This is a genomic window from Mesorhizobium yinganensis (assembly GCF_040081985.1).
GTDB lineage: Bacteria > Pseudomonadota > Alphaproteobacteria > Rhizobiales > Rhizobiaceae > Kumtagia > Kumtagia yinganensis.
On the sequence record NZ_JBEBMH010000004.1, the window covers coordinates 207345 to 219007 of the forward strand.

The following is an 11663-nucleotide window of genomic DNA, read 5'->3' on the forward strand; positions in this document are numbered from 1 at the left end:
CCGCTCCGTCTAAACCCGCCCGATCAGCATATAGCGCGTATACTTCTTCATCGGCAGTTCGCCGGCGTAATCGATATGCGACAGCCCCGCCAACTCGCCGAAAGCGTCGAGGCATGCCACGCAAGCAATGTGCGTAGGCTCGGCAAAGTAGTTGTTCGACTGGAGCAGCACCCGCGTGCCCTTCGGCATCAAGGAGAGCCACGAGCGAATGTCGGGAATATGCTCGCAACTCGTGTTGACCACGAGATCGGGCCGGCGGGCCGCATAGTCCAACTTGTACATGTCGGCCGTCACCGCCCGGAACCGCTCTTCATGCGCATGGTTGAGGGTTTCGGCGATCTCGCCGACCGCGGGATCGATGTCGCTGTTCTCGATGCAGCCGATCTTGAAGCGTGCGTCATCGAGCAGCATGGCGGCAAGCACGCCGTACCAGCCGCCAACGATCCATATTTCGCCGAAAACCTCGCCGACCCTTTCAAAAAGCCTGTCGCGTGCCCACATCTTGCACGCGACCTGCTTGTGGTTGAAGGCGTTGCCGATATCGGCTTCCGGGTGGCGTGAAATAACTCTCGACAGACCCTTGACGAGCGGACTGCCGCAATAGACGGCTATGCCTCGCGCAAGGTCGAAAGCATGTTCATGCCAATCTTCATCAGCGTAGCGGGCCTGGGTAGCGTCCATGATGCGGCTGTTGTAGGCTGGCGCGGACGGGGAAGCAATCCAAAGACGTTTCAGACGGAATTCATGCAGTTACACCAGTCACTGACGGCGGCCGGCAATTTCGACGCGCATGGTCCGCTGTGCCGCCCACTCGGGCACGAGGCGCGCTGACTTTCCATGGAAAGAAGCCTCGCCCGCTACATCTGGATCCATACCTGGCGGCAGCAACTCTGGATCGTCTTCGTCGTCGCTCTGTCGATGATCCCCTACTTCATGTCGTTCGACCTGCCCAAGCAGATCGTGAACGGGCCGATCCAGGGCGAGGGTTTTGAGACCCCGGGGGCTACGCAGCCCTTCATGGCAATCGATATCGACGTGCCGCTTCTCGGCTCGTTCCACCTGTTCGACGGGTTTCAGTTCAACCGTACCCAGACGCTGGTCGGCCTGAGCCTCATCTTCCTGGGGCTGGTTATCGTCAACGGCATCTTCAAGCTCTACATCAACACCTACAAGGGTCGGCTCGGCGAGCGTATGCTGCGCCGCATCCGCTTCGAGCTGATCGACCGTGTGCTGCGCTTCCCGCCCGGGCACTTCAAGCGTGTCAAGGCCGCTGAAGTCGCGACCATGGTCAAGGACGAGGTGGAGCCGCTCGGCGGTTTCATCGGCGACGCTTTCGTCACCCCCGCGCAACTCGGCGGCCAGGCGTTGACGGCGCTGATCTTCATCATTTTGCAAAGCTTCTGGCTGGGCATGATCGCCGCGGTCATCGTCGGCATCCAGCTCGTGATCATCCCGCAGATGCGCAAGCGGCTGATCCGGCTGGGCCGCGAACGTCAGTTGACGGCGCGCGCGCTGTCCGGCCGCGTCGGCGAGATCGTCGACGGCATCGGCGCCATCCACATCAACGACACGTCGAACTACGAACGCGCCGACATCGCCGACCGGCTCGGCACCATCTTCAAGATCCGTTACGACCTCTACCAGTGGAAGTTCCTGGTCAAGTTCATCAACAACTTCCTGGCACAGGTCACGCCGTTCCTCTTCTACCTGGTCGGTGGCTGGTTCGCGCTGCAGGGCCGGCTCGACATCGGCCAGTTGGTCGCCGTCATTAACGCCTACAAAGACCTCCCCGGCCCGCTGAAGGAACTGATCGACTGGGACCAGAACCGCCAGGACGTGCAGGTCAAATACGCGCAGGTGGTCGAGCAGTTCACCGTCGAAACCATCCTCGACCCGAAGCTGCAGACGCTGACCATAGAGCCCATCGCACCGATCGGCGACGCGCTGAGCACGGTCAACCTCTCGCTCACCGACGACGGCGGCGCACGGCTGCTCGACCGCGTCACCGTGCAGATCAACCCCGGCGAAAAAGTTGCCGTGGTCGGCACCGCGGCCAGCGGCGCGGAGGCGTTGGCGGAAGCCTTCAGCCGGCTGATATGGCCGGAATCCGGCCGCATTACCGCCGGCGGCAGCGACCTGCTCGACGTACCGGAATCGATCACCGGACGCCGCATCGCCTATGCGTCCTCGGAATCCTATCTGTTCCAAGGCTCGCTGCGCGACAATCTTCTCTACGGGCTGAAGCACGCGCCGCTGACCGAGATCACTTATGAAGGCGCCAAGGCGGCACAACGCCGCTGGGCCATCGCTGAGGCAAGAAACGCCGGCAACCCGCATTTTGACATCAACAGCGACTGGATCGACTACGCGTCGGCGGGCGCAACCGGACCAGCCGATCTCTATCACGCGATCCGGCCGGTGCTCGACGCCGTCGTGCTGTCGCAGGACATCCTCGACCTCGGCTTGCGTGCGCGGATCGATCCCGGGCTGCATCCGGAAATCACCGCGCGCATCGTCGAGGTACGTGAGGCGTTGCGCAAGAGGCTCGACGATGAAGGACTGAGCGACCTTGTCGCCTCGTTCGAGCCCGGTGAATACAATACCCAGGCAACCGTCGGCGAGAACCTCCTGTTCGGCGCCGCGACCGGACCGGAGCTGACCGGCACGGAACTGGCGGGCAACGCCTATTTCCGGTCGGTGCTGAGGCAGGACGGCCTGGCGGAGACGCTCTACCAGATGGGCCTGCAGATCGCCGACAACGCGATAGAGCTGTTCGCCGACCTGCCGCCCGACCATCCGTTCTTCCAGCAGCTTGCCTTCATGACGGCGGAGGACATTCCGGAATATACACAGTTGCTGCAGCGCCTGCGCGGCCGGCCCTTCGACGCGGCGTCCGACGACGACCGCGCAAAGATCATCAAGCTGTCCTTTGCCTATATCGAGCCTCGCCACCGCTTCGGCCTGCTGACGCCGGAACTGATGGACAAGATCGTCGCGGCGCGCCAGCGCTTCTACGACGGCCTGCCGAAGGAACTGGAAGGCGCCATCGAACGTTACGACCCGCAGAAATACACGACCGCGGCGTCACTGAGCGACAACATGCTGTTCGGACGTATCGCGCACAACCAGCCGGACGGGCCGGAGCGCATCCGTTCCCTGATCCGCGAACTGCTCGACACGCTCGGCCTGCATGACGAGGTGCTCGACATCGGACTGGACTTCAATGTCGGCGTCGGGGGGCGGCGTTTGACGGGCGCGCAGCGGCAAAAGCTCGATGTCGCGCGAGCATTGTTGAAACACGCCGACTTTCTTATCTTTAATAGACCGCTTGCCGCACTCGACCAGCGGTCGCAGGATGTGGTCACCAAGAACGTGCTCGAAGAGGCAACACGGGATGGACGCAATCCGGCAATCCTTTGGGTTTTGCCGAACCCGCATCTCGCGAACCTGTTCGAGCGGGTAATCGTTTTCCACGCAGGCGAGCTTGTGGAAGATGGAACACACGAGACTCTAACGACGAAAAACGGTACGTTCGCACGGTTGTTGGCATAGGAGCCCAGGTTGTGCGATGATCTTTCGGGGTGAATGGTCATGCTGCTGAACGACGAGGTAGGAATGCTGCGGAAAGTTCCGCTGTTTTCCCGCGTTGCGCCGGCAAAGCTCAAGCTGCTCGCGTTCACCTCGGATCGTGTCTCCTACAAGGAGGGACAGACACTGTTCCATCAGGGCGACGAAGGCGACGCAGCCTATGTCGTGCTTTCCGGGAAAGCCGACATCATCGTCGATTCTTCCACAGGGCAGATCAAGGTCGCCGAGGTGGAGCCCAACGAGATCGTCGGCGAGATCGCCATCCTGTGCGACGTGTCGCGCACCGCCACCGTGCGGGCGTCGACGCCGCTGGAAGCCTTGCGTATCCGCAAGGATCATTTCCTGCGGCTGCTCACCGAGTTTCCCGAGATGACCGTGGAGATCGTCAAGGTGCTGGCCGACCGCCTCAGCCATACGACGGCTGAGCTGACGGCAGCACGCAGCAAAGCGAGGCAAGCAAATTCCTAGCGCCCGCATAAAACAGCGTCCCGACATGGACACCAGCCCCGATTTCCCGCGGAAGGTAGGCCTCGCGCCCGCGAAGCCGAGCGCCGGCCTGGACGGGCCGACCCTTCTCGCGCTCAAGACCAATACGGTTCCGGACATAACCGAGATCCTGCGCCGGAAGGCCGCGATCGAACTCGGCGAGGAGACCAAGCCCGACAATGCGTTCCGCGTGAAGCTGTGGGGCACACGCGGCAGCGTTCCGGTTTCCGGCAAGGAATTCCGGCGTTACGGCGGCAACACCCCCTGCGTCGAGATGCGCTGCGGCGAACACACCATGATCTTCGACGCCGGCAGCGGCATACGCCCGGCCGGCCTGTCGGTCATGCAGTCCGGCGCGAAAGACGTGCATCTGTTCTTCACGCACTTCCACTACGACCACGTCCTCGGCCTGCCGTTCTTCTCGCCGCTGTGGGTCCCCTCGATCAACGTAAAGATCTGGTCCGGCCTCGACACCATGTCGACGCATGAGATGCTGCACGAATTGATGCGCGCTCCGTGGTTCCCCGTGTCGATCAGCATCTGCCAGGCGACGCTGGCGACCCGCGACTTCAAATCCGGCGACGTGCTGAAACCGTGGCCGGATGTCACGGTCAGAACCGCTAGTCTCAACCATCCCGGTGGCTGCATCGGCTACCGCGTCGAATTCGGCGGTAGGGTCGTGGCCCTGATCAGCGACACGGAGCATGTCGAGGGCGAACTCGACCAGAACATATTGGGCCTGATCGACAAGGCCGACCTCGTCATCTACGACGCCACCTACACCGAAGCGGAGATGGTGAAGAAACGCGGTTTTGGCCACTCGACTTGGCAGGAGGGCGTGAAACTCTGCAAGGCGGCGGGCGCGAAAAAGCTGGCGCTGTTCCACCACGATCCGTTCCGCACCGACGCCGCGCTGGACAAGCTCGAGGCCGAGGCGAAAGCAGTGTTTCCGGGCACCTTTGCGGCGCGGGACGGCCAGACGATCACGATGAAGATCAAGCAGAAGGTCGCCAAGCGGGTTTAAACGCCGCCGACATTGCTTCGCGTGCGGTCACGACCACCTCGCACGATTGATTGCCGGCATACGTGCAAGTTCCGCTGATCGGGACTACTCTTCCAGCAATTCTCCGACCGGATGCCAGCGGCCGTCATGCGCCGTCTGTTCGAACAGGCGCTGCAGAAAATCCCACGCCGCCTCGTCGTGGACAAGATGATGCGTCAGCAATCCGATTGGCGGATGCGACGGGTCTTGCAGCGCGGCGTTCAACTGCGCGACGATCTCGCCGACCAGTTCCGCATGGCCGCGGCAGCCGCGCGTGCCGTGCCAGTCGATGATGTCGACCGTGCTGTTGATGATGCGGATCGGGGCCGGCTTCGGCCTCCCGAACACGGACAGGCCACGATAACCGACGCCTGGCAGTCGCGGGATCAGCGCGGCATCAATGCGATTCCAGGGCGGAACGAGCAACGGCGCCGACTGCGCACGGAAGAGTTCTTCGATGCGGCGCAGAGCCTGTGCCAGTTCACCGAGGACGGTGTCGGCGGGACGTTGCAGGCCGAGTTCCTGCTTCTTCGCATCCGCGGGTGCAAAATTGTCGTGCGACCAGCCATGGACCAGCGCCGTGACATGCTGCCTTTTCTCAAGATGGCGGGCCAGTTCCGGACGGGCGTGTTTCGGGATAACGGCAAGACCGAGCGGGACCTCGAAACGTCTGGCGATCTCGACCAGGCGATCGAGGGCGGGAGTCGGCTCTATCGCGTCATCGTCGCGCAGCCAGAAAGACGGTTTCCTTCCAACATCCCGCCACCGGCCAAGGGCTTCCGCCAGAGGTTTCCAGGTCGCATCGTTCATGGCTCGAACCTCGACAGCAGGACTTTCAGCGTCGCGGCGGCTTTTTCCAGCGATCGCTCCTCCAGAACGAACCGCCGGGCGGCGGCCCCCAGCGTGCGACGGCGCGAGGCGTCGCCCAGCAGCACCCGGATCGCCCCGCCATAGGCGGCGGCATCGCCTTGCGGTGTCAGCAGGCCGGTCTCGCCCTTGCGTACGACCTCTGGCACGCCCGCCGTTGCCATCGCCACAACCGGCAGGCCCGCGGCTTGCGCTTCCAGGTATGCGAGGCCGAACGCCTCGCCGAAACCCGGCCACACGTAAACGTCGCCACCCGCGAGGATGGCCGGGATTTCTTCGGGCCGCTTCTCGCCCTGCCATTCGATGCGGGCGGGATCGATGGCGGAAAACAGTTCTAGGACTTCGTCGCGGCACGGGCCGTCGCCGACGATCGCCAGTTCCCAAGGAATGTCGCCGCACAGCGCGAGAGCCTCGGCGAGGAGGCGGTAGCTGTCGAGTTTATCGCCGGGCCGCATCATTGCGACCGTGACGAGTCGCGGCGTACGGGCGCACGCCGCTTCCGCATCAAACGGCGACGTGTCGATGAAAGGCGGCAGCATGGCGAGCCGCGCGTCGCCGACAAGATCGATCAGTCCCTCGCGGTCGCGTTCGGTGAAGCAGATATTGAGCGCCGCCCGATCGAGGCCGCGCCTGACCACGGCCTGCACTTCGGCCCACGGCCCGCGGTCGCGGCTCGGCGTATAGGAAGCCTCCGCCGTGACGTACGGTATGTCGAATGCCTCGGACAAAGCCGGACCGAGATAGTCCGGCGCCTTGAAATAGGTATGATAGCAAAAGAAGAGGTCCGGCTCCGGCGCCGGCGCGGCGCGCCACTCCGAGGCGACGCGCGCGGCTTCCGCTTCGCCCTCGGCACGGCGCAAAGAAAAATCCTCGATGGCGGGCGCATGGCTGCGAAACTTCGACGCCAGAAAAACCGTATATCCGGCAAGGCACATCGCCTGCATCAGTTGCCGTGCCATCAGGCGGTCGCCCGAGGGAACCGGGTGATCCGGCGGCTTCATGGGGGCATAGAAGGCGATGCGCATGGCGCATGCCTAAGCCGCCGCCAGCGCCCAAGTCAATTTAGGCGGGACGAAACGGCCGGCTACACCCATATGAAAGGAAATGTGCTAGGATTTTCCGATGGACAGCGTGCCGCTCGACGATCCGTTTTTCGCCACCATCCCCGCTTTCTCGAAGTTCGAGGGCGTGGTGGATGCGGAGAACTACCGCCCGCTCCCTGACGACTGGGCGCTGGCGACCACCGACATCGTAGGGTCGACCAAGGCGATCGAAGCCGGCCGCTACAAGTCGGTTAACATGGCGGGCGCCAGCGCCATCTCCGCATTGCTCAACGCGATCGGCCGTCACGACCTGCCGTTCGTATTCGGCGGCGACGGAGCCGTGGTGGCGTTTCCGGAGCGCGCAGTCGCCGCCGCGAAAACCGCTCTTGCGACCACGCAGGCCTGGGTGGCCGACGAACTCGACCTCACCTTGCGGGCCGCCCTCGTGCCGATGAGGGAAATCCGCAAGCGTGGGCTTGACGTCCGCGTCGCCATGTTTCGTGCCAGTGGCAATGTCTCTTACGCCATGTTCCTCGGCGGCGGCACGAGTTGGGCGGAAGCGGAGATGAAGGCGGGCCGCTTCGCGATTCCCGCGGCGCCGAGCGGCACGCGGCCTGATCTGACCGGGTTATCCTGCCGCTGGAACCCGATCGAAGCGCAGCGCGGCGACATCGTCTCGATCATTGCCGTGCCGGCGGCCGGCGGCAACATGGCCGAATTTCAAAGACTGGTCGGCGACATCGTCGCGATCGTCGGCGAGCAGGAGGACGCCGGGCATCCGGCGACGGCGAACGCGCTGAGTTTCAGCTTCCCTCCGAAAGGGCTCGAAGCGGAAGCCAGGGCGATGGCGCCGAAGGGCAAGCGGTTCTGGCCAAAACTTTCGATCCTCGGCCAGATGGCACTGATCAAGGTGCTTTTCGCCACGGGATGGAGTCTCGGCCGGTTCAACGCGCGCCGCTATATCCAGGAAGTGTCCGAGAACTCCGATTTTCGCAAGTTCGACGACGGGCTCAAGATGACCGTCGACCTCGACGCGGCGTGCTTCCGCACGGTTGAGGAGCGGCTGAAGCAGGCAGAGGCGATGGGAGTCTGCCGCTTCGGCCTGCACCGCCAGAACTCGGCGCTGATGACCTGCATCGTCATCAGACCGATGGAGCATGATCATATCCATTTTGTCGATGGCGCCGCGGGCGGCTACACGATGGCCGCCGCCAACCTCAAGTCAAAAGCCCCCGCACCCGTCGTCACAGGATCGGATGTTGCAAACGCAGCAACGCAAAATGCGGCGGGCTGACAGCAGCATGGACACGGACGAGCGCTTGCATACAACCGAGGAATTGAAAACCATCGGCATCCACTATGCCGGCCACACGGTGCAATTGGCCGACCTGCCGGAATACCGGAAATTCTACAAGAAACTGTCCGAGGGCTTGTGGGAGCCACGCACGCTCAAGGCCTTGTCTCACTATCTCGACCGCGACACCGTGATGATCGACATAGGCGCATGGATCGGGGTCACGACCTTCTTCGGCGCGCAGATCGCCAAGGCGGTCGTCGCCGTCGATCCGGACCCCAGATGTATCGCGATCCTCGAAAGCCTGGCGGCTGGAAATCCCAACGTCACGGTGCTTAGAGGCGCGCTGTCGGACCAGCCTTCGGTGGCGATCCATGCCGTCGACGGCTTCGGCAGTTCGGAGACCAGCATACTCGACATCGGCAATGGCGAGTGTGCCGCTTGCCCCGGGATCAGCCTCGACGAGATCATGCATCACGCATCGGGTTCGCCGGCCTTCGTCAAGATCGACATCGAGGGTTATGAATACGCGATGGCCGGCCAATTGGCGCGGCTGAACGATTTTCCGGTGCGGGCGATCCACATGGCCGTCCATCCGCAACTCTACGAGAAAAGCCTCGGCGGCAACCGCCTGATGCGCCGGCTCAGGACGGCGCTCGCGACCTGGCGGATCGGTCGCGAGTTCGGCGGCCGTTTTTCCGGTCCTTGGCTGGTTAAATACCCGAACCTAGCCACCTATATAGTCCTCGGAATTGTGTTGCGCGCCACTCCCCGAGGCGCGGATTTCCTTTTCGAACAGAAACGATAGCCGGAGAATCCGGATGACAAACGGCGCGTCCCCCGACATTTCCACGATCCTGATGGACAAGGTCGCGGATTGGCTCACCCATTCATCACTGGCGGGCGACGATCTCGAAACGATGGTCCGCGGCTTCTGTGAAAGGCTGGCCGCGGCCGGCATGCCCATCGCGCGCGTCCATCTGTCGTTCTCGATGCTGCATCCACTCTACGATGCGCTCGGCTTCACCTGGGAGCGCGGCTCCGGCATGCGCGTCGAAGGTTTCCGGCAAAAGCCCGGCCAGAGTTCCGATCGTTTCACGCGCAGCCCCTACTACCACCTGCTCACCAACAAGCTCGACCATCTGCGCCGCCGTATCGACTATTCGGGGCCGTCAGAATTCCCGATCTTCGATGATCTGAAAGAACTCGGCATCACCGACTACCTGGCCTTCCGGCACCTGTTCAACGCTGGAAAGGACCAGGGCATGATGGGCTCCTGGTCGACGGATGCGCCTTCGGGCTTCACCGAAGGCATGATCGCGGCGCTGCTGCGTGTCCAGAACCATCTGGCGGTGGCGGCCAAGATGGCGGTACTTAACCGCCTCGCCGACAATATGCTGAGCACCTATCTCGGCAACGACGCCGGAAAGCGCGTGCTCAGCGGCAATATAAGGCGCGGCCAGGGCGACACGATCCGCGCCGCGCTTGTCATGGCCGACATGCGTGGTTCTACCATGCTCGCCGAACAAGAAGGCCGCGAGGCCTATATCGACACGTTGAACCAGTTCTTCGACGCGATCGCGGCACCCTTCAACCGGCGCGGCGGACAGATTTTGAGTTTCCTCGGCGACGGCTTCATCGCGGTCTATCCCTGCGACCGGCACCGCGAGCCGTCGGAGATCGCCTGCCGGGCGGCACTCGGGGCGGCTTTCAAGGCGACTGCGCGGATGAGCGCGCTGAACGAAAGCCGCAAGCGCCAGGGCCTGTCGGAACTCGGCTATGGCATCGGCCTGCATGTCGGCAACGTGATGTTCGGCAATGTCGGTCTCAACGACCGGCTGACCTTCTCGGCCTTCGGCTCGGCGGTCAACGAAGTGCAGCGGCTGCAGACGCTTACCAAGAAATATCCGCATAATGTCATTGCCAGCGAGGAGTTCGCGACGTACTGCGGCGGCGGCTGGATTACGCTCGGCAGGGAGAAGCTGCGCGGCGTCAAGGAGAAATTAACCATCCTTCATCCCGATGCCACCGATATCGGCGAACAGGATGACGACGGCGCGTTCGAAATCAGTTACGACGGCGTGTCCGATGCCGAACAGCTAATGCTGCTGCTCAGGAACGATGGACGGACCGGCACAGATTCCGGAAATGGAAAGGCCGTGCAGTGAGAATTGGATCGATCCGGATGGCGACTTTCGCGGCGACGCTCTGCCTGGCAGCACCTGCCGTCGCGGAACCGGGATCGACTATACTTCATGACAGCCTCGACGGCCCGGATTTCGCAGAAAGCGGCGGGCTCTACTATCGCGAGAACTACGAACAAAGCGCCGGCAAGGTCGAGTTCCAGAGCGAGGTCAAGCGCAGCGGCGATGGTGCGCTGAAACTTAGCATAAGACCGCTTTGCAATGCCGACAGCGACGGATGCAGCGAGCGCGCCGAAATCTGGGAAAAGACCAAGCTGCGCGTCCCCTACAATGAAGGCGTCTGGTACGGCTTCGCGGTGAAATTCGCGGACCCTATTCCGCAAGACGACCACCGCTATCTGATCGCCCAGTGGAAGCGCGAGATCGATGCCGGCGCGGAGGGCGATTTCAGCCCGTTCCTGGCGCTCCGCCTGCGCAACGGCAAACTCTTCGCCACGGTCGAGACCAACTATATCCAACCCACGGCGCAGCCGGCGTCGAACGGTTCCGCCGGAACCTGCGCGTCCGGTTCTACCCCTGTCTGGCTCAGGCCCGAAACCAACCAGATGCGCGCGCTGGTCGCCACCGAAGCTGGCTGGACGCCGGAGGACGGCGCGATCTACGCGGCATGCACCGACGCAATCCAGGTGATCGATCACGGCAACAAGCTGCCCACCGCCGATTCCGGCTGGATCGACTTCGCCATCTATACCAAGCCGGGCCCCGACGGCTCCGGCCATATCGAGATGTTTGCCAACGGTAAGCCGATCGTGACGATCAAGGGTCATATCGGCCATGCGGACGAGGGTCTCGGCGAGAACCAGTATTTCAAGTTCGGCCCCTACCGCGCCGCGCATACGACCGAGTGGACGCTTTACTACGACGACTTCCGCCGCTCGCCCAACTGCGCCGACGTATTGGCCGACGGAACCTGTCCTGCGCTTTGAGGCGGCGGACACCGTCTTCGAAAAAATCCCTCGCCCTCCCGCGTCCTTGCGGACCGTACCGAACGGCAACTCCTCGTACCGGCGAACTGCCTCGACTATCCAGAGCGCTGCTTAGGCGTCGTGCACCCCGCAATGCGGGATAGTCGGCAAGGACTCAAGCCGCTCGTCGATCGCGTTTCCCTCTTTCCGTGACTCAAGCGGTGGCCTTCAACA

General features: G+C 62.9%; 10 protein-coding genes. 7 read left to right on the forward strand and 3 right to left on the reverse strand.

Features of this window, described 5'->3' with window-relative positions:
• Nucleotides 1-9: 9 nt before the first annotated feature.
• Nucleotides 10-681 (reverse strand): class I SAM-dependent methyltransferase, encoded by a 672-nt coding sequence (locus ABMA59_RS11115; RefSeq protein ID WP_349005410.1) that lies wholly within the window; start codon nt 679-681, stop codon nt 10-12.
• Nucleotides 682-837: 156 nt separating this feature from the next.
• Here ABMA59_RS11115 and ABMA59_RS11120 point away from each other — a divergent pair, with 156 nt between their 5' ends.
• The 3 genes from ABMA59_RS11120 to ABMA59_RS11130 are packed head-to-tail and all read left to right on the forward strand — an operon-like array spanning nt 838 to nt 5098.
• Nucleotides 838-3552 (forward strand): ABC transporter transmembrane domain-containing protein, encoded by a 2715-nt coding sequence (locus ABMA59_RS11120; protein WP_349005411.1) that lies wholly within the window; start codon nt 838-840, stop codon nt 3550-3552.
• Nucleotides 3553-3591: 39 nt separating this feature from the next.
• Nucleotides 3592-4056 (forward strand): cyclic nucleotide-binding domain-containing protein, encoded by a 465-nt coding sequence (locus ABMA59_RS11125; protein WP_349005412.1) that lies wholly within the window; start codon nt 3592-3594, stop codon nt 4054-4056.
• A gap of 25 nt (nt 4057-4081) precedes the next feature.
• Complete coding sequence (locus ABMA59_RS11130; protein WP_349005413.1) at nt 4082-5098, forward strand: MBL fold metallo-hydrolase; 1017 nt, start codon at nt 4082-4084, stop codon at nt 5096-5098.
• 84 nt (nt 5099-5182) lie between these two features.
• Here the strand turns inward: ABMA59_RS11130 and ABMA59_RS11135 are convergent, their stop codons facing one another.
• Together ABMA59_RS11135 and ABMA59_RS11140 are read right to left on the reverse strand one after the other, a co-directional pair.
• Nucleotides 5183-5926 carry a polysaccharide deacetylase family protein gene (locus ABMA59_RS11135; RefSeq protein ID WP_349005414.1) on the reverse strand — a complete coding sequence of 248 codons (744 nt, stop codon included), beginning with the start codon at nt 5924-5926 and terminating at the stop codon, nt 5183-5185.
• On the reverse strand, nt 5923-7008 hold the full coding sequence (locus ABMA59_RS11140; RefSeq protein ID WP_349005415.1) for a glycosyltransferase family 4 protein: 1086 nt from the start codon (nt 7006-7008) through the stop codon (nt 5923-5925). The genes ABMA59_RS11135 and ABMA59_RS11140 overlap by 4 nt, the downstream gene beginning before the upstream one ends.
• Before the next feature lie 97 nt (nt 7009-7105).
• Between ABMA59_RS11140 and ABMA59_RS11145 the strand changes: the two genes are divergently transcribed.
• The 4 genes from ABMA59_RS11145 to ABMA59_RS11160 are packed head-to-tail and all read left to right on the forward strand — an operon-like array spanning nt 7106 to nt 11450.
• On the forward strand, nt 7106-8320 hold the full coding sequence (locus ABMA59_RS11145; RefSeq protein ID WP_349005416.1) for a DUF3095 domain-containing protein: 1215 nt from the start codon (nt 7106-7108) through the stop codon (nt 8318-8320).
• Between the two features lie 25 nt (nt 8321-8345).
• Nucleotides 8346-9128: an FkbM family methyltransferase gene (locus tag ABMA59_RS11150; RefSeq protein WP_349005417.1), complete on the forward strand. Its 783-nt coding sequence runs from the start codon at nt 8346-8348 to the stop codon at nt 9126-9128.
• Nucleotides 9129-9141: 13 nt separating this feature from the next.
• Nucleotides 9142-10488: an adenylate/guanylate cyclase domain-containing protein gene (locus ABMA59_RS11155; RefSeq protein WP_349005418.1), complete on the forward strand. Its 1347-nt coding sequence runs from the start codon at nt 9142-9144 to the stop codon at nt 10486-10488.
• Nucleotides 10489-10505: 17 nt separating this feature from the next.
• Nucleotides 10506-11450, forward strand: a complete 945-nt coding sequence (locus ABMA59_RS11160; protein ID WP_349005419.1) for a polysaccharide lyase family 20 protein — start codon at nt 10506-10508, stop codon at nt 11448-11450.
• Nucleotides 11451-11663 lie beyond the last annotated feature (213 nt).